General features: G+C 65.3%; 16 protein-coding genes. 6 read left to right on the top strand and 10 right to left on the bottom strand.

From position 1 onward, the window contains the following. Positions 1-18 precede the first annotated feature (18 nt). Genes H163_RS0117495 through H163_RS0117470 form a run of 6 tightly spaced genes read left to right on the top strand, consistent with a single transcriptional unit; the run spans position 19 to position 8,050 of the window. Complete coding sequence (locus H163_RS0117495) at positions 19-3,768, top strand: nitrate reductase subunit alpha (protein WP_026355997.1); 3,750 nt, start codon at positions 19-21, stop codon at positions 3,766-3,768. After that, positions 3,765-5,288 carry a nitrate reductase subunit beta gene (narH, locus tag H163_RS0117490; protein WP_026355996.1) on the top strand — a complete coding sequence of 508 codons (1,524 nt, stop codon included), beginning with the start codon at positions 3,765-3,767 and terminating at the stop codon, positions 5,286-5,288. Before H163_RS0117495 ends, narH begins: the two co-directional genes overlap by 4 nt. Beyond that, positions 5,285-5,992: a nitrate reductase molybdenum cofactor assembly chaperone gene (gene narJ, locus H163_RS0117485; protein ID WP_019965909.1), complete on the top strand. Its 708-nt coding sequence runs from the start codon at positions 5,285-5,287 to the stop codon at positions 5,990-5,992. Before narH ends, narJ begins: the two co-directional genes overlap by 4 nt. Then, entirely contained in the window at positions 5,992-6,702 is a 711-nt protein-coding gene (gene narI / locus H163_RS0117480) for a respiratory nitrate reductase subunit gamma (RefSeq protein ID WP_208975431.1), read from the top strand. The genes narJ and narI overlap by 1 nt, the downstream gene beginning before the upstream one ends. Before the next feature lie 2 nt (positions 6,703-6,704). Next, positions 6,705-7,502, top strand: coding sequence for a peptidylprolyl isomerase (locus H163_RS0117475; RefSeq protein WP_019965907.1), 798 nt, complete (start codon positions 6,705-6,707; stop codon positions 7,500-7,502). Next, on the top strand, positions 7,499-8,050 hold the full coding sequence (locus H163_RS0117470; RefSeq protein ID WP_019965906.1) for a DUF2478 domain-containing protein: 552 nt from the start codon (positions 7,499-7,501) through the stop codon (positions 8,048-8,050). The genes H163_RS0117475 and H163_RS0117470 overlap by 4 nt, the downstream gene beginning before the upstream one ends. 82 nt (positions 8,051-8,132) lie before the next feature. On the opposite strand, the gene H163_RS0117465 is transcribed toward H163_RS0117470, so the two are convergent. The 10 genes from H163_RS0117465 to H163_RS0117425 all read right to left on the bottom strand — a co-directional run bounded on the left by H163_RS0117465 (position 8,133) and on the right by H163_RS0117425 (position 19,437). Further along, entirely contained in the window at positions 8,133-9,068 is a 936-nt protein-coding gene (locus H163_RS0117465; RefSeq protein ID WP_019965905.1) for an FAD:protein FMN transferase, read from the bottom strand. A gap of 13 nt (positions 9,069-9,081) precedes the next feature. After that, the gene (locus tag H163_RS0117460; RefSeq protein ID WP_019965904.1) at positions 9,082-9,660 is read right to left on the bottom strand and encodes a nitrous oxide reductase accessory protein NosL; all 579 of its coding nucleotides are present in this window, start codon (positions 9,658-9,660) and stop codon (positions 9,082-9,084) included. Beyond that, complete coding sequence (locus tag H163_RS0117455) at positions 9,657-10,478, bottom strand: ABC transporter permease (protein ID WP_019965903.1); 822 nt, start codon at positions 10,476-10,478, stop codon at positions 9,657-9,659. Before H163_RS0117455 ends, H163_RS0117460 begins: the two co-directional genes overlap by 4 nt. Then, complete coding sequence (locus tag H163_RS0117450) at positions 10,475-11,398, bottom strand: ABC transporter ATP-binding protein (RefSeq protein WP_019965902.1); 924 nt, start codon at positions 11,396-11,398, stop codon at positions 10,475-10,477. The genes H163_RS0117455 and H163_RS0117450 overlap by 4 nt, the downstream gene beginning before the upstream one ends. Continuing rightward, on the bottom strand, positions 11,367-12,710 hold the full coding sequence (locus tag H163_RS0117445; protein ID WP_019965901.1) for a nitrous oxide reductase family maturation protein NosD: 1,344 nt from the start codon (positions 12,708-12,710) through the stop codon (positions 11,367-11,369). Before H163_RS0117445 ends, H163_RS0117450 begins: the two co-directional genes overlap by 32 nt. Before the next feature lies 1 nt (position 12,711). Beyond that, entirely contained in the window at positions 12,712-14,670 is a 1,959-nt protein-coding gene (gene nosZ, locus H163_RS0117440; protein ID WP_019965900.1) for a TAT-dependent nitrous-oxide reductase, read from the bottom strand. Next, entirely contained in the window at positions 14,663-16,957 is a 2,295-nt protein-coding gene (locus H163_RS0117435) for a NosR/NirI family protein (protein ID WP_115336490.1), read from the bottom strand. The genes nosZ and H163_RS0117435 overlap by 8 nt, the downstream gene beginning before the upstream one ends. Continuing rightward, positions 16,954-17,370, bottom strand: a complete 417-nt coding sequence (locus H163_RS24460; RefSeq protein ID WP_040679153.1) for a DUF2946 family protein — start codon at positions 17,368-17,370, stop codon at positions 16,954-16,956. Before H163_RS24460 ends, H163_RS0117435 begins: the two co-directional genes overlap by 4 nt. Before the next feature lie 140 nt (positions 17,371-17,510). Then, positions 17,511-18,632, bottom strand: a complete 1,122-nt coding sequence (locus H163_RS0117430) for an FAD-dependent oxidoreductase (RefSeq protein ID WP_040679167.1) — start codon at positions 18,630-18,632, stop codon at positions 17,511-17,513. Between the two features lie 46 nt (positions 18,633-18,678). Further along, the gene (locus H163_RS0117425; protein WP_019965896.1) at positions 18,679-19,437 is read right to left on the bottom strand and encodes a TVP38/TMEM64 family protein; all 759 of its coding nucleotides are present in this window, start codon (positions 19,435-19,437) and stop codon (positions 18,679-18,681) included. Positions 19,438-19,442: the final 5 nt, after the last annotated feature.

Below are 19,442 nucleotides of genomic sequence, written 5' to 3'. Positions count from 1 at the left end.
TCCTGAAAGGAAAGCCAGATGAGCCATCTGCTCGACCGATTGAACTTCTTCCAGTCCAGACAGTTGGACACCTTCTCGGAAGGCCACGGCCAGACGACGCGCGAAGACCGCAGCTGGGAAGAGACCTACCGGAACCGCTGGCGCCACGACAAGGTCGTGCGCTCCACCCACGGGGTCAACTGCACGGGCTCCTGCTCGTGGAAGATCTACGTCAAGTCCGGGATCGTCACTTGGGAAACCCAGCAGACCGACTATCCCCGCACCCGGCCGGATCTGCCGAACCATGAGCCGCGCGGCTGTGCGCGCGGTGCTTCCTACAGCTGGTATCTCTATTCCGCCAACCGGGTGAAGAACCCGCTGATCCGGGGCCGCCTGATGCGTGCCTGGCGGGAGCTGCGCAAGACCATGAGCCCCGTTGCGGCCTGGACGCGGCTGCAGCAGGACCCGGTGCTGCGGGCAAGCTATGTCACCACGCGCGGCAAGGGCGGTTTCGTGCGCGCCTCCTGGGACGAGGCGGCGGAGATCATCGCCGCCGCCAATGCCTATACCGCAAAGACCTGGGGCCCGGACCGGATCTTCGGCTTCTCGCCGATCCCGGCCATGTCCATGGTCAGCTATGCCGCCGGCTCGCGCTACCTGAGCCTTTTGGGCGGCACCTGCATGTCCTTCTATGACTGGTACTGCGATCTGCCGCCCGCCAGCCCCATGACCTGGGGCGAGCAGACGGACGTGCCGGAATCGGCCGACTGGTACAATGCCGGCTTCCTGCTGCTGTGGGGCTCCAACGTGCCGCAGACCCGCACGCCGGATGCGCATTTCTACACGGAGGCCCGCTATCGCGGCGCGAAGTCTGCGGTCATCTGCCCGGACTATTCGGAAGCGGCCAAGTTCGGTGACGTGTGGCTTGCGCCCAAGCAGGGAACGGATTCTGCGCTCGCCATGGCCATGGGCCACGTCATCCTGCGCGAGTTCCATCTGGACCGGCAGGCGGAGTATTTCGAGGATTATGCCCGCAAATACACCGACATGCCGATGCTGGTGCGGCTGGAAGAAAAGGACGGGCGGCTGATCCCCGGCCGGTTCCTGCGCGCCGATGACTTCGACGGCAAGCTGGGCGAGACCAATAATCCGGACTGGAAGACGGTCGCCTATGACCGCAAGTCCGGCCGGATGGTCGTGCCCAACGGCTCCATCGGCTTCCGCTGGGGCGAAACGGGCGTCTGGAACCTCGAGGAGCGGGCCCAAGGCGAAGACACGGACCTGCGCCTGTCCTTCGTGCTGGAAGAGGATCAGGATGATGTGGTCAGCGTCGACTTCCCCTATTTCGGCGGCAAGGCCAGCGGGCCTTTCGAGGTCTGCCAGCATCCGGATGTGCTGACCCGCGCGATCCCGGTCAAGCGGCTGAAGCTGGCGGATGGCGAGGCGCTGGTGGCGACGGTGTTCGACCTGTTCTGCGCCAACTACAGCCTCGACCGTGGCCTTGGCGGCAGCTGGGCAACCTCCTCCTATGACGAGGACATGCCCTGTACACCGGCCTGGGCCGAGCGAATCACCGGTGTGCCGCGCGACAAGATCATCCATGTGGCGCGGGAGTTTGCCCGCAACGCGGAGAAGACCCGTGGCAAGTCCATGGTCATTCTCGGGGCCGGTCTCAATCACTGGTACCACATGGACATGAACTACCGCGGCATCATCAACATGCTGGTGATGTGCGGTTGCGTTGGCCAGTCCGGCGGCGGCTGGTCGCATTATGTGGGGCAGGAGAAGCTGCGTCCGCAGACCGGCTGGGCACCGCTTGCCTTCGCGCTCGACTGGGCCCGCCCGCCGCGCCACATGAACTCCACTTCCGCCTGGTATGCTCATACGGACCAGTGGCGCTACGAGACGGTGACCGCCTCCGAAATCCTCTCGCCCACGGCGCCTGACGGTGACTGGAACGTCAGCCTCATCGACTACAACATCCGCGCTGAGCGGATGGGCTGGCTGCCGTCTGCCCCGCAGCTGAAGCAGAACCCGCTGGAGGTGGGCCGTGCTGCGATGGCCGAAGGCATGGAAGCGAAGGACTATGTGGCGCGCGGCCTCAAGGACGGCTCGCTGCAGATGTCCTGCGAGGACCCGGATGCCCCGGAAAACTGGCCGCGCAACCTCTTCGTCTGGCGCTCGAACCTGCTGGGCTCCAGCGGCAAAGGGCACGAGTATTTCCTCAAGCACCTTCTGGGCACCGATCACGGCGTGCTCGGCAAGGATTTGGGGGAGGAAGGCGGCGTCAAGCCGGTGGAAGCCGTCTGGCACGGCGAGGCGCCAAAGGGCAAGCTCGACCTTCTTGTCTGCATCGACTTCCGCATGTCGACGACGGCGGTCTATTCCGACATCGTGCTGCCGACGGCCTCCTGGTACGAGAAGGATGATCTCAATACCTCGGACATGCACCCCTTCATCCATCCGCTGCAGGCGGCGGTGGATCCGGCCTATGAAAGCCGTTCCGACTGGGAAATCTTCAAGTCCATCGCCAAGAAGTTCCAGGAGGTCGCGCCGGAGGTTCTCGGCAAGGAAACCGATGTGGTGGCCCTGCCGCTGCTGCATGACACGGCGTCGGAACTTGCCCAGACCGATGTGCGGGACTGGAAGAAGGGCGAATGTGATCTCATCCCCGGCAGGACGGCTCCGGCCTATATCACTGTCGAGCGCGACTACACCGCCATCCACGACCGTTTCACCGCCCTTGGCCCCCTCATGGAAAAGGTGGGCAACGGCGGCAAGGGCATTGCCTGGGATACCAGGCAAGAGGTGCATCACCTCAAGGCGCTGAACGGCGAGCACCGGGACGGCACGGCCAAGGGCCTTGCCCGCATCGACACCGCCATCGACGCCTGCGAGGTGATCCTGATGCTGGCGCCGGAGACCAATGGCGAAGTGGCCGTGAAGGCCTGGGACGCCCTGTCCAAGGCCACGGGCCGTGAGCATGCGCATCTGGCGGCAAAGAAGGAAGACGAGAAGATCCGCTTCCGCGACATCGCCGCCCAGCCGCGCAAGATCATCTCCTCGCCCACCTGGTCGGGCATCGAGAGCGAGGAGGTCTGCTACAACGCCGGCTATACCAACGTGCATGAGCTGATCCCCTGGCGCACGCTGACCGGCCGTCAGCAGCTCTATCAGGATCACCTGTGGATGCGCGCCTTCGGCGAGGGATTCTGCCAGTACCGGCCGCCGGTGGACCTTAAGACCATCACCCCGGAGGTGAATGACAGCGCCCGCGATGGCCGCCCGCATATCGTGCTGAACTTCATCACGCCGCATCAGAAGTGGGGCATCCACTCCACCTATTCCGACAACCTCCTGATGCTGACGCTGAACCGCGGCGGCCCGGTGGTCTGGCTGTCGGAGCGGGATGCGAAGAAGGCGGGCATCGCCGACAATGACTGGGTCGAGGTCTACAACTCGAACGGGGCGCTGACGGCCCGTGCGGTTGTCTCCCAGCGCATGAAGGACGGCACGCTCTTCATGTATCATGCCCAGGAGAAGATCGTGAACACGCCGGGTTCGGAGAAGACCGGCCTGCGCGGCGGCATCCATAACTCGGTCACCCGCGCCACGCTCAAGCCCACCCACATGATCGGCGGCTACGCCCAGCAGAGCTACGGCTTCAACTACTACGGCACCGTCGGCTCGAACCGGGACGAGTTCGTCATCGTCCGCAAGATGAACAAGGTCGACTGGCTTGACGAACCCGCCAGCGCAACCGCCATCCACAAGGAGGCTGCGGAATGAAAATTCGCGCTCAAATCGGCATGGTGCTGAACCTCGACAAGTGCATCGGGTGCCACACCTGTTCCGTCACCTGCAAGAACGTCTGGACCACCCGCGATGGCGTCGAATACGCCTGGTTCAACAACGTGGAAACCAAGCCCGGCACCGGTTATCCGACCGACTGGGAAAACCAGAAGCGCTGGAACGGCGGCTGGACCCGCAGCCGCTCAGGCAAGCTGCAGCCCAAGCAGGGGGCGAAGTGGCGCATCCTCGCCAATATCTTCGCCAACCCGGACCTGCCGGAGATCGATGACTATTACGAGCCCTTCGACTTCGACTACGACCACCTGAAGTCCGCGCCGGAAATGAAGGCCTTCCCCACCGCCCGCCCGCGTTCGAAGATCACCGGCGAGCGGATGGAGAAGATCGAGAAGGGGCCGAATTGGGAGGAAATCCTCGGCGGCGAATTCTCCAAGCGCAGCAAGGACTACAATTTCGAGGGCGTGCAGAAGGAGATCTACGGCGAGTACGAGAACACCTTCATGATGTATCTGCCGCGCCTGTGCGAGCATTGCCTCAATCCGGCCTGTGCAGCCTCGTGCCCCTCGGGCGCGATCTACAAGCGTGAGGAAGACGGCATCGTCCTGATCGATCAGGAAAAGTGCCGGGGCTGGCGCATGTGCGTCTCCGGCTGCCCATACAAAAAGGTCTATTACAACTGGTCCACCGGTAAGTCGGAGAAGTGCACCCTGTGCTATCCGCGCATCGAAAGCGGCAATCCGACCATCTGCTCGGAAACCTGCGTCGGCCGCATCCGCTACATCGGCGTGATGCTCTATGACGCGGACCGCATCCTTGAAGCAGCTTCCGTGGAGAACGAGCAGGATCTCTACGATGCCCAGCTCGGCGTCTTCCTTGATCCCAATGACCCTGCAGTGATCGCCGAAGCGCGCAAGGCGGGCATTCCGGAGGACTGGATCAAGGCTGCGCAGGAAAGCCCGGTGTGGAAGATGGCGATGGACTGGAAGGTGGCCTTCCCGCTCCATCCGGAATACCGCACCCTGCCGATGGTCTGGTACATCCCGCCGCTCTCGCCGATCCAGAACGCCGCCCAGGCCGGCAAGATCGGCACGGATGGCGAAATGCCGGACGTGCGCTCGCTGCGCATCCCCGTGCGCTACCTCGCCAACATGCTGACGGCGGGCGACGAGGCGCCGGTGGTGCAGGCACTGGAGCGGATGCTGGCCATGCGTGCCTACATGCGGGCCAAGACCATCGACGGCATCATCGATGAGGGCATCGCGGAAAAGGTGGGCCTCTCCGCCGCCATGATCGAGGACATGTACAAGATCATGGCCATTGCCGATTACGAGGACCGTTTCGTCATCCCCACCACCCACCGCGAACAGGTGGAAGAGGCCTATGACCTCAAGGGCGGCTGCGGCTTCACCGATGGCAATGGCTGCTCAACGGGTATCTCCAAGACCTCGCTCTTCGGCGCGTCCAAGCGGCCGCTGCGCATGCCGGAGGAGGTGCAATGATGGACCGTTCCCTGAAAGCCCTCTCGCTGCTCCTGACCTATCCCTCCACGGAACTTCAGGCCGCAATGCCCGAGATCACAGCGGTACTGGTGGCAGACAGCCGCCTCACCGCCTTGGCCCGGCGCGAGCTTTCTGCCCTGTGCGGCGGACTGGCAGAGGGTGACATCTACGATCTGCAGGAGATCTATGTCGGGCTCTTCGACCGCAGCCGCAGCCTGTCGCTGAACCTGTTCGAGCATGTGCACGGCGAAAGCCGCGACCGGGGCAGCGCCATGGTGGATCTGCTGGAGACCTACCGGGCTGGCGGCTTCGAGCCGGTGACGGGCGAACTGCCCGATCACCTGCCGGTGCTGCTGGAGTTTCTCGCGGCCCAGCCTGCTGCGGAAGCACGGGGCATCCTCACCGATGCCGCTCCGATCCTGGGGGTGCTGCAACGCCGCCTGTCGGGCCGCGAAAGCCCCTATGCCGCCGTGTTTGCAGCGCTTGAGGCCCTGTCCGGCACGGCCGCAGCGGAAGGCGCCGTCGAGGCGTTGATGGCGGCGCCCGAGGATGACCCGCAGGATCTCGCAGCCCTTGATGCGGTCTGGGAGGAAACGCAGGTCACCTTCGGCCCGGATCCCAATGCAGGCTGTCCGCAGGTCCGCGGCATGCTCTCCCGTATGGATCAACCGGCCCGGCCCGCAGCGGCTGGCGCTGCCGGATGATGGAGGCTCACATGCACAATTTTGTCTTTGGCATCTATCCCTATATCGCCCTGTCGGTGCTCGCCATCGGCTGCATCGCCCGCTATGAGCGCGATCCCTTCACCTGGAAAAGCTCGTCCAGCCAGCTTCTGCGCCGCAGGCAGCTGGTCATCGGCTCGGTGCTGTTCCATGTGGGCGTGCTGGTCATCTTCTTCGGCCATCTCTTCGGCCTGCTGACGCCGATCTGGATCTTTGATGCGCTCGGCATCAGCCACGGTGCCAAGCAGATCCTGGCCGTGGTGGCCGGTGGTGTGGCTGGTGTCATGGCGCTTGCGGGTGGCCTGATGCTGCTGCACCGGCGGCTGATGGACCCGCGCATCGCCGCCAATTCCAGCTTTGCTGACACGGGCATCCTGATCCTGCTCATGGCCCAGCTGCTGCTGGGGCTTGGCACCATCTTCGTCTCGCTACAGCATCTGGACGGGCACGAGATGACGAAGTTCATGGCCTGGGCACAGGGCATCTTCACCTTCGAGGCGAATGCTGCGGCGCATATTTCGGATGTGAACTGGATCTTCAAGCTGCATCTGGCGCTGGGGCTGACCATCTTCCTGCTCTTCCCCTTCACCCGTCTTGTGCACATGCTGTCCGCGCCGGTGCGCTACCTGTGGCGGCCGGGTTATCAGGTGGTGCGCTCGCGCCGCCAGTCCGCCCATGTGCCGGGAGAGTGACCATGGCCAGCGTTGCCGCCCCCGTCATCACGGTCAACGGAACCGTCATTCCTGCCAGCCGCATTGCGGCTGAAGCGCAGAACCATCCGGCCGCCTCAGGGCGTCCGGGAGATGCCTGGCGCGCTGCTGCAAGGGCGCTCGCCATCCGCCAGCTGCTGCTGGACGAAGCCCTGCGGCGCGGCGTTGCCGCCGAGCCGCAGGACCTTGGCGGTGCCCGCCGCGAAACGGAGGAAGAGGCCCGCATCCGCGCCCTTCTCGACATGGCGCTGGATGTGACGCCGCCATCCGAAGCCGAAGTGATGGCCGAATGGCAGGCGCATCCGGAGCGTTACCGCTCGCCGGATCTCTGGGATGCCTCGCATATCCTGTGTGCCGCCGCTCCCTCCGGCGCCAAGGCGCGGGCGGCGGCGGAAGACCGGGCCGGGCAGATCCTCGCCCGGCTGGAGCGCGAGCCGGAGGCCTTCGCTGTCCTGGCGCGGAGCGAAAGCGATTGCGGTTCGCGTGAGGCGGGCGGCGCCCTTGGTCAGATCGCCACCGGCCAGATGGTGCCGGAATTCGAGGCAGCGCTGGCAGCTGTGCCCGAGGGCGGTCTGTCGCGGGAGCCGGTGGCGAGCCGTTTCGGCTTTCACATCATCAAGGTGCATGCCCATGCGGCTGGCCAGCCTCTGCCCTTTGCCACGGTCCAGCCTGTCATCGCAGAAGCGCTGGAGCGGGCGGCCTGGGCGCGGGCCTCGCGCGATCTCGTTGCGCAGCTTGTCAGCGCGGCGCGGATCGAAGGCATTGCCATGGAGGAGGCATGACCCATTTCCCGCTCGCCTATATCCTCGCAGAGGAAGCCGGGTCCGTTGACCCGGTCCTGCTGGAAGCCTCTGTCCGCCTCAAAGCAGCTGGGGTGAGGCTTGCCGGAACGGTGGCCCTGCCGTCCGCTGCGGAGGCTGGCCATCCGTGCGAAACCGGCCTGCTGGTGCTGCCCGATGGGCCGCAGATCTGCATCTCGCAAAAGTTGGGCCGCCACTCGCGTGGCTGCCGGCTGGACCCGGCAGCGCTGGAAGAGGCGGTGATGCAGGTGCAGCTTTCATGTGCCGAAGGGCCAGCCGGGGCCTTCCTGCTCAACAAGTTCGGCAGGCAGGAAGGGGAGGGCAGGGGCTTCCGAGATCTCATCGCCGGGCATCTGGCGGCCGGCCGGACGGTCGTCGCCGGCATCAACGGGCTCAACCTGCCCGCCTTTGAAGCCTTCGCCGAAGGCCTTGCCACGCGGCTGCCCTGCGAGGTTGAGGCGGTGGTGAGTTGGGTTCTGTCCGTCTCTGGCGAAGCGCAGCTCAGTGGCGCCGCCCTGGAGCCGGCCTGAGGCCGAAGGCAATCAGGACTGATCCGGTTAGCCCGCCGATGCCGTGTGTGAAGACCGCTCGGCGTTGCCGGGCTGAGCCGCGTCAGCTCAGGTTGACGAGGCTCGCCTGCGGCACGGCCGCCAGCGCGGCATCAATCTCCTGCCGTGTCATCAGGCAGAAGGCGGTGGAGAGCGCGTCGGCGAGGGCCGCTGCCGGGGTGGTGACGCTGACCTGCGTCCAGCCCTGCCGGGCGGGCAGGCCGCTGCGCGGATCAAGGATATGCCCCGTGGTGCCAGCCTGATCAAAGGTGGTGCCCAGCGGTGCGGAGGTTGCCAGCGCCCTGTCCCGCAGCCTGTGCGATCCCCGCCCGCCTGCCAGCGTCACGTCCCAGTCCCCGCCGCTGGGCTGTCCGCCGAGTGCGCGGATCTCGCCGGTATCAATCAAAATGTCCGTGAGGCCTTCACCGCTCAGCCATGCCGCAATCCGGTCTGCGATATAGCCCTGGGCGATGCCGTTGAGGGTGAGGCCCGCGCCCTTGCGGGTCAGGCGGATGGCATCTGCCTCCAACTCCACCAGCGGCCAGCCCGTGAGGGCAAGGCGCCCTGCCAGTTCGTCTGCATCCGGTGTCCTGCCTTCAACCGAGGCTTGCGCATAGGCGGCCCAGAGCGGCTGCACCGTGGGATCGAAGGCACCGTCCGTTGCCCGCCACACCGCGCCGGCAATGCTCAGGCATTCCAGCAGTTCCGGTGCGGGATCCGCCAATTCGCCGTCGCGGTTGAGGCGGGAAAGGGCGCTGCCGGGCCGGTAGAGGCTGAAGATGTTCTCCAGCCGGTTCAGTTCCGCCTCGATGCCCGCGAACAGGCTGTCTGCCTGCGGATGGGCCAGCGTGATGCGGGCGGCGCTGCCAAGCGCTGTGCCGCGCCAGGTGCTGACCGGCACGGGCGAGGCTGCGGCCAGCGCCGGATGTGCCGCAAGGGCGGCAGCGGAGACAGCGCTGGCGGAGATGGTGAGAAAGCGGCGGCGTGACAGGGCGGTCATGATCCCGTCTCCTTCAGTTCAGCGTTGCATTTTCCGGCGGCAGGAAGTTGCCGTCCGCGTCCGTCGCAAATTCTACCGGCGCCAGAATTTCTTCGTCCGGGATATCCTTGAGCGTCACCAGTTGCCCGCCATGCCCGGCGGCAAAGGCTTCGGCCTTCTCGCGGCTGGAAAAGGGTACCAGTTCCGGCGCTCCCATGCCGCCTTGCACCGTGGCGCCGGTGACATAGACGGCGGCATCAGCGGCGATCCAGTTGTCGGCGCCCGGCTTGTCCCAGCTTTCCGCCTTGCCCATGTCGCTCACATAGATGGCGGTGATGACGCCACTCTGCTCGGGCATGCGCTGATAGGCGATGGCATCGCGCACCTGACTGAAGAACAGCGGCTTACCGTCCATGCCCGCCAGATGCACCTGCGCCTTGGGGCCGGGGTGCTCCAGCAGGTTCATCTGGCAATAATGGCCGAGCGAGGCGGCCGTCATCGCCACCGGCTCCGGCCGCTGGGTGGCCGCCTCCGGCTGGCAGGCCGCCAGAAGCAGGGCGAGCGGCAGAAGGGCAAACTGCAGGCGCGGGCGGGAACATGTCTGGCGGGTCATGGAGTGATCCTCCGGAAGGCGGCGATGGCCGCGGCAAAGGCGGCGAAGGCCCAGAGCACGAGGGAGAGGAGCGGTTGAACGGCTGGAATGGCGTCGGCTGCGCCGCTGATGCCGGAGGCGGCGGCGGTGGCCTCGGATGCTGCGAGGTTGAACAGCCGGAAGGCATCGGCGGGGTTTGCCAGCAGCGCCAGCGGGAAGATGCGGGTGGTGAAATAGCCGCCGCCATCTGCGGCAACACCGGCCAGCAGTGCCAGATCGTAGAGCACGATCATGACGAGCCACAGGGCGACGACCAGCGAGGCCGCCGTACCGGGCCGCCGGGCCAGTGCGGACACCGTGTAACCGGCGCCGAGGAACACTGCGCCCAGCAGCAGCGATGTCCATGTCAGCCGCCACAGGGCGGGAAGGCCTCTCACGGCGTCCGCCCCGCCGGAAAAGGCCATGGCGGCGGCGATGCCGTAGCCCGCAACGACGGCGAGCGCGAGGATGACGAGATGGGCGGCGAACTTGCCTGCCACCAGCTGCCAGCGCTTGACCGGATAGGCGAGCACCAGGGCCAGCGTGCCGCGCTCCACCTCTCCGGCAATGGCATCAAAGGACATGAGCAGGGCGATCAGCGGCACCAGATAGACGCCGAGCGAGGTGAGGCTGGCGACGGTGACGCTGAGCCTGTCCGCGCCCAGCTCTCCCATCGGGGCGGAGCCTGCCGCCGAGAGAACAGCGGCAAAGAGCACCATGATGGCCATGGCGACCGCGACCCAGCGGTTGCGCAGGGCGATGCGGAATTCCGCCGAAGCGGCGGCGAGAAGGCGGCTCATCCTTCGCTCCTCTTGCTGAAATGCGTGTAGATGTCCTCAAGGCTGGGCGGGATGATCTCGACATCCTCGACAAGCGCGCCCAGTTCCGTCACAGCCCGCAGCACCGGGAGCTTGCGATCCGGCGCGCAGGCCAGATCGAGCCGCGCGCCGCCGCTCACGGCTGCGGCGGTCATCTCCCCCTCCGCCAGCCTTGCAGCCAGCGCAGCCGTGACCGCGTCCCGCTGGCCGGGCGCAAGGGTGAGGTGGAAGCGCAAGGGCAGGCGGGCGGAGAGCCGCAGGGCCGACAGCGTGTCATGGGCCATCAGCCGCCCTTGCGAGAGGATGGCGATCCGGTCCGTCCGCGCTTCGACTTCGGTCAGGGCGTGGGAGGAGTGGAGGATGGCCGTGCCTTCCCGTGCCAGCTCGTCTAGGATGGCGTAGAACTCCTGCCGTGACAGCGGGTCAAGTCCGCTGGTCGGCTCGTCCAGCACCATCAGCTGCGGCCGCCCGATCAGCGCCTGTGCCAGACCGACACGCTGGCGCATGCCCTTGGAATAGGTGCCGATGCGCCGGTTCATCGCCTGCGCCAGCCCCACCCGCTCCAGCAGGGCAGGGGCCTTGGCGGCCGGCTCACCGCGCAGGCGCAGATAGAGGCTGATCTGCTCGCGCCCGGTCAAGGCCGGATGAAAGGCGGCATTCTCCGGCAGATAGGCCGTCACTTCCCGCGCCTCCTGGCTGCCGGGGCGGTGGCCATTGACCGTCACCGTGCCGCTGTCTGCAGGCAGCAGCCCGAGCACGATCTTCATCAGGGTCGATTTGCCCGCGCCATTGTGGCCGATCAGGGCCACCCGCTCGCCCCGCGCCACGCCGAGGCCGGCGGCGGCAAGGGCGGTCAGGGACCCGAAGGTCTTAGTGAGCTGCGAGATCTTCAGGATCGTCATCGGCTTGCTGTCTCTGGCTTGCGGCTTCAAGCGCGCGCTGTTCGAGCGCGGCGTCTTCTGTGCTAACGGGAATGGAAAAGGGCCGGGTCAGCGGCGCACTGTCGGTGACACCGCCGGGCAGGATGGCGGGAAAGGATTCCTGGCTCCAGCGCACCAGCTGCACCGCCGGGGAGCCGAGCAGCAGCTTGGCGGCAGGCTGGGACCAGAGGATATGATCCATCAGGTCATTGGGGCGGAACACGCTGTCGGCGATGCCGTCGCCGTTGAGGTCAAAGGCGGTGTGGTCGGACCAGTAGTTGCCCCGTCCCGCCTCGCTCCATTCCACATGCCGCGTGCCGACATATTTCACCTGATTGCGGTTGCCGATGAAGGCATTGCCGGTGATGACGTTGCGCTCCGATCCGGCGGTGAAGTGGATGCCTGTCTCGCAGCCTTCAAAGCGGTTGCCGGAGATGCGGTTCTTGTGGGCGTTGTAGATGAAGGTGCATTTCTCGGCCCGTCCGCCGCGCACCAGATTGCCGGAGACCACCGCATTGTTGGCATAGTTCAGCATCAACCCGTGGCGCCGGTCGGCCAGCGACTGGTTGTCCGTCACCGTGATCCTGTTGGAGAACATCAGCGCAAAGCCGAGCGTGTTTCCGATGGAGACATTGCCCGAGATTTCGCTGTTGTTGGTGTACATGTAGTGGACCGCAAAGCGCAGATCCCGCATGCGGTTGTTGCGGAAGACGTTCTGCTTCGAGGCATTGGCGAAGATGCCGTCCCGCCCCCAGCGGATGTCATTGCCTTCCACGATTGTGCCCGGTGCATTCCAGACATAGATGCCGTTGCCCCGGTCATTGACGCGCCCGCTCTGCCGACCGTCGATCCGGTTGCCGGTGACAAGGCTGTCCGCCGCGCCATGCAGGGTGATGCCGTGCAGGTTGCCCGTCAGATGATTGTTCGCGATCCGGGCGTTTCTGGCGGTTCTGGCCACGAAAATGCCGCTGCTGATTGCGGTTGCATCATCGCCCGAGCCACTGATGGCAAGGCCTGTGACCGTCACATCTGGGCCGGTGATGGTGACCGTGTTGCCGGTGCCATCGCCGGTCAGGCGGGCGCCGGGCTTGCCTTGCAGCGTCAGGGGGAAGTCCAGCGTGACAGGGCCGGGATGGTCTCCCGGCTCCAGCACGAGGATATCGCCGGGGCTTGCCCCGGCGATTGCTTGTGCCAGCGCGCCCGGCACAGGCGCAACCTGCCGCGTTTCCGCTGCCGCCGGAAGGGCGCCACCAAGACAAAACGCCAGCAGGAGGAGTGCCGGGACGCGCCGCATCTCAGGCTTCCTTCGGTTCGACGAACATGCGGCCGCGCATTTCCATGTGCAGCGCATGGCAGAACCACTGGCAGTAGTACCAGTAGACACCCGGCTTGGCGGCGGTGAAGGTCACCGATGCGGTCGCCTGCGGCGCCACTTCCATGGCCACGCCATGGTCGCCCATGCAGAAGCCGTGGGTCAGATCCTCGATGTCGTCCATGTTGGTCACATAGACGGTCACCTCATCGCCTTCCTTCACGGTGAAGCTTTCCAGGCTGAAGGCCGGGGCAACCGAGTGCATGTAGACGCGCACCTTGTTGCCGTCGCGGATCACGTCGGCGGCGTAGTCGATGTCCACGCCATCGGCCTCGGCCTGCTTGCGGGCATCTTCCCAGAAGGGGTCGTTGCGGTCCCACACATGCACCGGGTTCACCACGGAGCGGTGCACGACGATGGAGTCATGCGGTTCGGCGAAGGTCGGCCCGTCATGAAGCAGCGTCAGCTTGTCGCCATCGATGGCAAAGAGCTGCTCGTTTTCCGGCTTCAGCGGCCCCACGTTGATGTAGCGGTCCTTGGAGAACTTGTTCATCGACATGAAGTACTTGCCGTCCGCCTCCAGGGTCTCGCCCATGGTGGTGGAATTGTGGCCCGGCTGGTAGTGCACATCCGTCTTGGAGATGATCGGGTCAACCTTCTCGCCGGCAAAGGCACGGACCGCCTTTTCGATGTTCCAGTAGACCACCTGGCTGTCGAGGAAGAGCGTCGTATAGGCGTTGCCCTTGCCGTCGAAGGCGGTGTGGAGCGGCCCGAGGCCCAGTTCCGGTTCGGCCACCACCGCCGAGCGCGGATCGGCATCCGTCTCGAACAGGGCGTCCAGCTTGCGCACATCGATCACCGACACGGTCGGAGACAGCTTGCCGCCGATGCACAGGTGGATCTTGTCCGGGGCCATGTTGCAGCCATGCGGATTGTTCGGGATCGGGATGTAGCGGGTGTACTTCTTGTTCTTGCCCTTGCGGCCGTCGATGACCTTGACGCCGTTCAGCTCGGTATAGTCACCGGCAGCGATGCCCTTTTCGATCTCAGCCAGATTGAACACCACCACATGGTCACGGTCGGAGGCGGTCATTTCCGCCAGAGTGGTGCCCATTTCGGAGTTGTAGGAGGTCGAGAAGGCGTATTTGCCGTCATAATCGGCATCGGTGTTGTCGAGGTTGCCGGTCACCATCACCTGCCAGGCGATGGTCATGTCGTCCGCGTTGATGGCGGTGTAGAAGTTCACGTACTGGGACGGATCATCGAGGATCTTGCCATCGTTGACCATCGGGCCCTCGTCTTCGCCATTGCAGAAGACATAGTTGGTGCGCGGCCACTTCTGCGGGCGCAGGCCGTGAATGGCCTTGGCATTGGGGATTTCGATGATCTTGTCGGCCCGCATCACGTCGCAGCGCACGCGGGCAACGCGGGTGTTGGCCTTGTCGTTCATGAACAGGAAGCGGCCGTCATACTTGCCCTCGGTGAAGGACATGTGGACGTGGTGCAGGTCGCCGTTGTCGTGGATCTTCTTGCCGTTGGCGGCGAGGAACTTCTTCGTCTTCTCGCTCATGTTCTCGGTCAGGACCTTGAGCGACTCGTTCGTCTGGCCCCAGCCGGTGGCCGAGCAGCGGTTGAACACCGGCACGCGGATCAGCTCGCGCATGGACGGAATGCCCAGAATGCGCAGCTCGCCCGTCTGGCCGGAGGACCAGAAGCCGTAATATTCATCGAGCTCGCCCGGGCCGACATGGCCGGAGGCCGCGCCGCTGCTGCTTCCGGAGGCGGCTGCCGCTTCGCCGGTGCTGGTCAGCAGCGCGCCGGTGCCGCCGGCCGTCAGGGCAATGCCCCCTACCGCCACCGATCCCAAGGCCGCGCCGCCTGCGACGGTGGCGCCCATCAGCTGGCGGCGTGTGAGGCCGCCGGTTTCATTCGTATCAGACATGTGCTTGTCCTTTTTGCTGGCTTGGCGTGTTGATCACGGGCTTGTGGCCCTCGGACGGGGCCGGGCGTTCGCCCGTGCCGGCCGCTGCCCGCCGCTTCAGCTTGCGCATGACGACGGGGCATCTCGTTTCGGACTGGTAGAGCACCTGGCAATTCATGCAGTTGACGCATTCATTGGGGTTGATCTCACCGGTCGGGTGAATGGCCTGCACCGGGCAGGTGTTGGCGCAGGTCTGGCAGGGGTTGCCGCACTCGTGGTAGCGCTTCAGCCAGTCGAACATCCGGACACGGGCCGGAATGGCGAGGGCGGCGCCCAGCGGGCACAGGTAGCGGCAGTAGAAACGCTCGACGAACAGCCCGGCCACCAGCAGCGTGCCGGCATAGAGGACGAAGGGCCAGCCGCGTGCGAATTTCAGCACGATGGCGGTCTTGAACGGCTCGATTTCGGCCAGATGCTCGGCCTGCTCCAGCGAGGCGAGGGAAACGCCGAACAAGCCGAGGAAGACGATGTATTTCACCGCCCACAGCCGCTCGTGCAGGCCCCAGGGCAGGGTGATCTGCGGCACGCGGAAGGCGCGGGCGATGCGGTTGGTCAGCTCCTGCAGCGCGCCGAAGGGGCACAGCCAGCCGCAATAGGCGCCCCGGCCCCAGAAGATCAGCGCTGCGGCCACCGAGAACCACAGGATGAAGGTCAGCGGATCGAGCAGGAACGCTTCCCAGGTGAAGCCGGACTTCACCGATGTGGCCAGCGCGAAGATGTTGACCACCGACAGCTGCGCATTGGCGTACCAGCCGAGGAACACCAGCGTCACGGTGAGAAAACCCATCCGGAACCAGTGGGTCAGCCGTGCCGACCGGGTGAGGAAGGTCTGGAAGAAGAAGGCAAAGGTCAGCACCGCCAGCATGATGGTGACGCCGGCGATTTCCAGCGTCTTGCCACGCCAGATGCGCTGCCACAGCTGCGCCTTTGCACTGGCTTCGTCATCAATCCCGGCCTGAGGCGTGTCTGCGGCCACGGGTGTTGACGCTTCCGGGCTTTCCGCCGGAGCGGGGGTGATCGTCCTGACGAAGGCCGCCGTGGGCTGCCAGCCGAGATCAAAGGTGGTGAACAGCTTCTCGATCGGTCCCACGTTGCGCTGGACCAGAAGCTGGATGCGGAAGGGCTCGGCCGGGTTGAAGCCGGAGCCTGCCGGAATGCGGAAGATGTCGCGTTCGCTCAGCTCCGGCGCCCCGGCAAGAGCCAGCGGGCCTGCACGCTTGTGGTCTCTGTCGCGGAAGCGGACGGACATGTCGCCCTGGATGAGATGCACCCGGTCGAAGATGCCGCCGCGCACATAGCCCGAGCCCTTGAAGGAATAGCGGCCTCTGGCGGCCAGCAGCAGCGCGCTGTCCCCCGGCTTCAGCCAGGCATCGATGGCGGCCTTTTCGCCGGGCTCCAGCAGGCTTTCGCCAATGCCGGGAATGCTGACGAGCGTGGCATAGAGGTCGATGAAGGTGGCATCCGCCGGGCCTTCCTCCGGGCGCTCTGCAGCGCGCTGGTCTGGAAGGGCGGCAAAGGCGGCATTGACCTGCCCCACGTCCAGCGACAGGCGGCGGAGGGTGCCGTCTCCTGTTTGCGTCAGCCAGTCGTCAGCGGCTTTGGCTTCCGGATCGATGACACGCAGCGGGCCTGCGGCGGGGGCCTCCGTGGAAAGCCCGCCGAGGCTGAGGCTGCGCGCCACCTTGATGCTGGCGCGCACGACGGAATCGTCGATCACCATCACCGTGACCGTGGCGCCGGAAATGATCTTGAGGTCGTGGCTGGAGCCGCCGGATGCGGCTTCCTTTGCGATGTCGAGGCCCTTGTAGCCCTCGATCAGCTCCACCATCCGCGCTTCGGGAATGCCGACCAGGACGATGGGCTCGGAATGCTTGAGAAGCTTCACCCCCTTCAGCAGCCCGTCGGTGCCGATGGCCACCATCACGTGGATGGGCTTGCCGGAATAGCCTGTGGTGCCGGCAAAGTCGGAGGTGACGAAAGCATAGGCGATCGTTTGTCCTCCGCGCAGCACGGGCGCGGCGGCAAGATCCGGCCGGACAGGGCCAAAGGCATCTGCCCCTTCCACCAGCGAGGCCGGGGTGACCTGGGGCAGGAAATGGGAAAGCTGTGAGCTGTCCTTGATCTGTTGAGCCATCACCGGCCCGGCCGGTGTGATCAGAAGCAGGAAGGCGGCCAGCAGTCCGGCGAGCAAAGTGCGGACGAACGAGGGAGGGGCCGCAGGGGAGGTGCGGAAGCGCAAGTCTGTCATCGGCCTGTCCTTGGCGGTGCGCGCTGGGAGGCGCGCGTCAGCACCGGACCGGGTGCAAACGCGGCGGCCCATGCGGGCGCGGGCTGGCTGGAGGCGGGGGCGTGAAGGGAAAAGACCGCAGGCATGTTTCCTGACGAAGAAGAACACAGGGTGCAGCCGAGGCATTGGCCGTCGCAGCAGGGCGCCGGGTGGCTGGTTCTCGCGTCTTCGTCCAGCACCTGCCCGTGCTCATCCATTCTGACGATGCGCATGCCATCGTCAGTGCAGATGACGAATTCGATGACCTTGGCGCTTTGGCCCTTATGGGGCACCCCTGCCTTTGCCCCCGTGCCAAAACCCGTCAGCACTGCCACGGCCACCAGCAGGCAGGCGAGCAGGACGGAAAAGACGGGCCGGGGGACACGGGTGTTCATAGCCCGAGTTAGACCAACCGGGCTTGGGGTTTCTTTGATTCTCGTCAATCAGATTTGAAATAATCAATTGAATTGATTATTTCGTATTTCTGAATGTTCGTGCTTCTGACGCTTGCGCCGGTCCGCTGGCTTGCAAGCGCCTATTCAGTCCGGGGCGTTTGATAGCGCCGGAGGAAGCGCGTGTCGGTGTGATGCTTCCAGCGCCGGACCCAGCGGCCGCATACGGCAAGGCCCCATTTGTCGGCAATCGCCCGCCCGCCCGGAAGGGAGATGAGTGCGAGCCAGGCGCGCTGGGGGCGGTAGGGCTTCAGCGCTGCGCCCGTGAGACTGTGGTGGATGTTCTGCGCCAGTACCGGCCCCTGCCGGACGGCAAAGACCCCGGCCTTTGACCTCGGGTCGGGCAGGGAGGCCACATCTCCGGCAGCAAAGACATCCTGATGAGAGACAGACCGCAGCGTGGCGTCCACACGGATGAAACCGGCCGCATCGAGGGCAAGGCCGCTGCCCTGCAGCCAGCCAGGTGCTCCGCTGGAGGTGGCCCAGACCACCTCATCGGCTGCAAGCTGCCTGCCGTCGCGCGCCGTCAGCCGGCCATCCGAAAAGGCAATGGCATCAAAATCCGCATGATGGCTGATCCCGGCCCTGTGCAGCTCTCGTTCCACCATCCGCCGTGCAAGTTTGCTGCGGTCCGGCAAAGGGCGGTGCGAGCGTCCGGCCAGTGCGATCTGCACCCCGCGATGGGCGAAGCGCTGCTGCAGGGAAAAGGCCAGTTCAACGCCTGCCACCCCCTGGCCAACCACGGCGATCCGCAGCGGCGCTTCAGTGCTCGCGGCCAGCGCGTCCAGCTGCGCCAGCGCCTGTGTGAAGCTTGAAATCGGCTTCACCGGTATGCCGCCGGACAGGCCTTGCGGGAGCTGGGGCGTTGAGCCTGTGTCGATGGACAGCAGGCTGTAGCCAAGAGTGCTGCCATCTGCGAGCGTCACCGTCCTTGCGGTGGGATCGATGCCGGTAGCAGCGGTTTCAAGGAACGTCACACCGCAGCGCCCGCACAGGGCCGCCAGATCAATATGGAACTCCTCGAAGCGGTACTCTCCGGCGGCATAGCCGGGCAGCATGCCGGAATAGGGCGTGTGGCGGGCCGGAGACACGAGCGTGACCGGGCGGGACAGGCGCATGCCGCCCAGATGGCGGACAACCTCGACATGGGCATGGCCGCCGCCGAGAAGCACAATCGGGGCGGGTTCGGGTGCTGCGTCGGGCATCCAGGGCTCCCGTGTGGCCAAGGCGGTCAGACCATTCATTTTCGGCTCAGCTTTGTGCCGCTTTTTGTTTACGGATCAGCTTCACCAGTGTGGGAAGAAGGGCAAATGCGGCCAGCAGGAAAAAGGCGAGGGTAATGTCACGCGTCACCAGATCGGAGAGTTGCGCCTCACGGCCGGATGCCTTTGCGGCCACAAGCACGCTGTCCACGCCCTGCCCGAGATAGGCATAGGCGAAGGTGCCGGGCAGAATCCCGAAAAACGTCGCCGCCACGAAGCGGCCAAGGCTGATGTCGAAAAGGGCGGCGGCTATGTTGACCATGAAGAACGGGAAGACCGGGGCAAGACGGATGGCGAAAAGATAGCCGAAGGCATTTTCCCGGAAGCCGTCTGCCAGCGTCTTCAGGACGCCTTTGACCCTGTGGCGCAGGAAGCCGCCGAAGGCCGAACGTGCTGCGAGGAAGAGAAGCGAGGCGCCAATCGTTGCGCCGGCGGAGACCAGCGCGCCCCCCGCCAGCCAGCCAAAAAGAAAACCGCCGAACACGGTCAGGATCGATGCCGCGGGAAAGGAAAAGGCGACGGCGAGAATATAGACCGTCAGGAACAGGGCGGCAGACCACAGCATATGGGCCTCCACATAGGCTCTGAGCGCCGCCCGCTGCCCGGCAAGATAGTCAAGGCTCAGATAGTCCTGCAGCCCGAGCGCATAGCCGGTCACAAGGCCCGCCACAACCAGCACGGCAGGTGCGAAGCGCCATGGGCTGCGCTGCGCGGGCGGCTGCTGCGTGTCTGTGCGGGGTTCGCTCATGGTTC

This window comes from Pannonibacter phragmitetus DSM 14782 (assembly GCF_000382365.1).
Lineage (GTDB): Bacteria > Pseudomonadota > Alphaproteobacteria > Rhizobiales > Stappiaceae > Pannonibacter > Pannonibacter phragmitetus.
The sequence above is the reverse complement of the archived record's forward strand: the minus strand, read 5'-3'. Positions and strand labels throughout refer to the sequence as shown.

Excerpts from the sequence above, each read along its gene's own strand:
- H163_RS0117495 (WP_026355997.1), top strand. The coding sequence starts at position 19 with ATGAGCCATCTGCTCGACCGATTGAACTTCTTCCAGTCCAGACAGTTG.
- narH (WP_026355996.1), top strand. The coding sequence starts at position 3,765 with ATGAAAATTCGCGCTCAAATCGGCATGGTGCTGAACCTCGACAAGTGC.
- narJ (WP_019965909.1), top strand. The coding sequence starts at position 5,285 with ATGATGGACCGTTCCCTGAAAGCCCTCTCGCTGCTCCTGACCTATCCC.
- narI (WP_208975431.1), top strand. The coding sequence starts at position 5,992 with ATGGAGGCTCACATGCACAATTTTGTCTTTGGCATCTATCCCTATATC.
- H163_RS0117475 (WP_019965907.1), top strand. The coding sequence starts at position 6,705 with ATGGCCAGCGTTGCCGCCCCCGTCATCACGGTCAACGGAACCGTCATT.
- H163_RS0117470 (WP_019965906.1), top strand. The coding sequence starts at position 7,499 with ATGACCCATTTCCCGCTCGCCTATATCCTCGCAGAGGAAGCCGGGTCC.
- H163_RS0117465 (WP_019965905.1), bottom strand. The coding sequence starts at position 9,068 with ATGACCGCCCTGTCACGCCGCCGCTTTCTCACCATCTCCGCCAGCGCT.
- H163_RS0117460 (WP_019965904.1), bottom strand. The coding sequence starts at position 9,660 with ATGACCCGCCAGACATGTTCCCGCCCGCGCCTGCAGTTTGCCCTTCTG.
- H163_RS0117455 (WP_019965903.1), bottom strand. The coding sequence starts at position 10,478 with ATGAGCCGCCTTCTCGCCGCCGCTTCGGCGGAATTCCGCATCGCCCTG.
- H163_RS0117450 (WP_019965902.1), bottom strand. The coding sequence starts at position 11,398 with ATGACGATCCTGAAGATCTCGCAGCTCACTAAGACCTTCGGGTCCCTG.
- H163_RS0117445 (WP_019965901.1), bottom strand. The coding sequence starts at position 12,710 with ATGCGGCGCGTCCCGGCACTCCTCCTGCTGGCGTTTTGTCTTGGTGGC.
- nosZ (WP_019965900.1), bottom strand. The coding sequence starts at position 14,670 with ATGTCTGATACGAATGAAACCGGCGGCCTCACACGCCGCCAGCTGATG.
- H163_RS0117435 (WP_115336490.1), bottom strand. The coding sequence starts at position 16,957 with ATGACAGACTTGCGCTTCCGCACCTCCCCTGCGGCCCCTCCCTCGTTC.
- H163_RS24460 (WP_040679153.1), bottom strand. The coding sequence starts at position 17,370 with ATGAACACCCGTGTCCCCCGGCCCGTCTTTTCCGTCCTGCTCGCCTGC.
- H163_RS0117430 (WP_040679167.1), bottom strand. The coding sequence starts at position 18,632 with ATGCCCGACGCAGCACCCGAACCCGCCCCGATTGTGCTTCTCGGCGGC.
- H163_RS0117425 (WP_019965896.1), bottom strand. The coding sequence starts at position 19,437 with ATGAGCGAACCCCGCACAGACACGCAGCAGCCGCCCGCGCAGCGCAGC.